2 protein-coding genes are annotated in these 1966 nt (G+C 54.6%); one reads left to right on the top strand and one right to left on the bottom strand.

From position 1 onward, the window contains the following. Positions 1-92: 92 nt before the first annotated feature. Positions 93-902, bottom strand: a complete 810-nt coding sequence (locus tag ACXJ5O_RS25495; protein ID WP_457302343.1) for a DeoR/GlpR family DNA-binding transcription regulator — start codon at positions 900-902, stop codon at positions 93-95. A gap of 221 nt (positions 903-1123) precedes the next feature. Between ACXJ5O_RS25495 and ACXJ5O_RS25490 the strand changes: the two genes are divergently transcribed. Continuing rightward, a partial coding sequence (locus ACXJ5O_RS25490; RefSeq protein ID WP_457302342.1) for a class II aldolase/adducin family protein occupies positions 1124-1966 on the top strand: 843 nt, incomplete at its 3' end.

The raw sequence follows: 1966 nt of genomic DNA, 5'->3' as shown, positions 1-1966 counted from the left end.
GGCGAATGCCGATCCCAATGCGAGTTTCTTCAAAAGTTTCATTGTCTGTCCTCCCAGAGATTGAACCGTATTGTTGGTCGACACCGTTTCGATCACGCGACGGAAACGGAATTCCTTGATTTTTCCTGATTGACGTTTGCGATGATGAGTTTAACGCCCGCGTCCTCCACCATTTTCCGGTCCGAATCCGAAATGCCGTCATCGGTGATGATGGTGGCAACGCGCTGCAGCGGACAGAGGATGAGACTCGAGCGGCGAGCGAACTTGGTCGAATCGACAAGCAGAACGAGCTCATCGGCCTGATTGATCAGTTTTTGCTCGCCCTGGATGATCAACGCATCGGACTCCATGACCCCGAACGGGCCAACGCCCTGCGAGCCCATGAACATGCGTTTTCCGTAGAAATTACGCGTCACATCATTGTCGAAGGGCGAAAGGATGATGCTTTGCTCGCGGTAGATCGCCCCGCCGGGCACAGTGACCGAACTCTTGGAATTCTTTACCAGATGCTCGGCAATGGCGAATGAATTGGTCATCACCTGCAACCGCCGCGACGCGAGGAAATGCACCATCTGGAATGTTGTCGTGCCGCCATTGATGATGATGGCGTCGCCTTCTTCACAGAGCGCAACGGCCTCGCGGGCGATGGCGCGCTTTTTATCGGCGTTTTCCGATTCGGAAACATGGAAGTGCCGGCCGGCGAGGGGTGTCAGTTGCGGTGGATGCACAGCTTCGGCCCCCCCACGCACCCGGCGCAGCTTGCCTTTGACATGGAGCGAGGCAATGTCACGACGGATCGTTGCTTCCGACGCTTCCGTCAGTTCGGCAATGTCCTGAATGGTGATGACCGGCTTTTCCTGAACAGCGCTCAGAATGATGCGGTGGCGCTYACGCTCGTGCATGCTTGTTCTCCTCTTGTGACAATCTATGGCGCAAAAACATCGCGAGTGTCAATCAACTTCAGTCAAATAGTTTCATATTGCACTGCACAATAGTAAGTTTATGACTGAAAATGACCGTTTGTGATTGACAACAAAACGCGATCTGCTCCATAGCTAGACGTAAATAAGCGGCGGCCGGACGATCTGTCCTGCGCTGGCAATTGACTTTTCGGGAGGCGAATATGGCAGACAAGGTCCAACTTCTGGATAATCGTTGGGATGATCAGAAGGCCGCTGGCGTGGATGAGCCGGGCAAGCTGCTTTATCGTTCCAATCTGCTGGGTGCTGACAAACGCATCACCAATTACGGCGGCGGCAATACTTCCGCGAAAGTAATCGAAACCGACCCGCTGACCGGAAAGCCGGTCGAAGTGCTGTGGGTCAAGGGGTCGGGCGGCGATGTCGGTACGATCAAGCTCGATGGTTTTGCCACGCTTTATATGGAAAAGCTTGAATCGCTGAAGTCCATCTACAAAGGCGTCGAGGACGARGACCGCATGGTCGGGTTCCTGCCGCACTGCACCTTCAACCTCAATGGCCGCGCGGCCTCCATCGATACGCCCCTGCACGGATTTGTGCCGTTCAAACATGTCGATCACATGCATCCCGATGCGATCATCGCCATTGCCGCGTCGAAAAACTCCCACGAATTGACGCAGGAAATCTTCGGCGACGAAATCGGTTGGCTGCCATGGCGCCGACCCGGTTTCCAACTCGGCCTCGATCTTGGCGCCTATGTGGCTGCCCATCCAAATTCCAAAGGTGTCGTGCTCGAAAGCCATGGTCTCTTCACCTGGGCCAATGACGCCAAGGAATGCTATGAACTGACGCTGGACATCATCAACAAGGCGATCATCTGGTTCGATCAGAAAACGGCCGTAAAAGCGGTCTTTGGCGGGGAGGTTACCAAAAGTCTGGGGCCCTCCGAACGACGTGCAATTGCGGCAAAATTGATGCCGGAAATTCGGGGGAAAATCGGCGTATCGGAGCGCAAGCTTGGTCATTTCGATGATCAACCGGCAGTG

This window comes from Phyllobacterium sp. P5_D12 (genome assembly GCF_054049495.1).
Note: the sequence above shows the minus strand (reverse complement) of the source record. Positions and strands in the feature narration are given on the sequence as shown.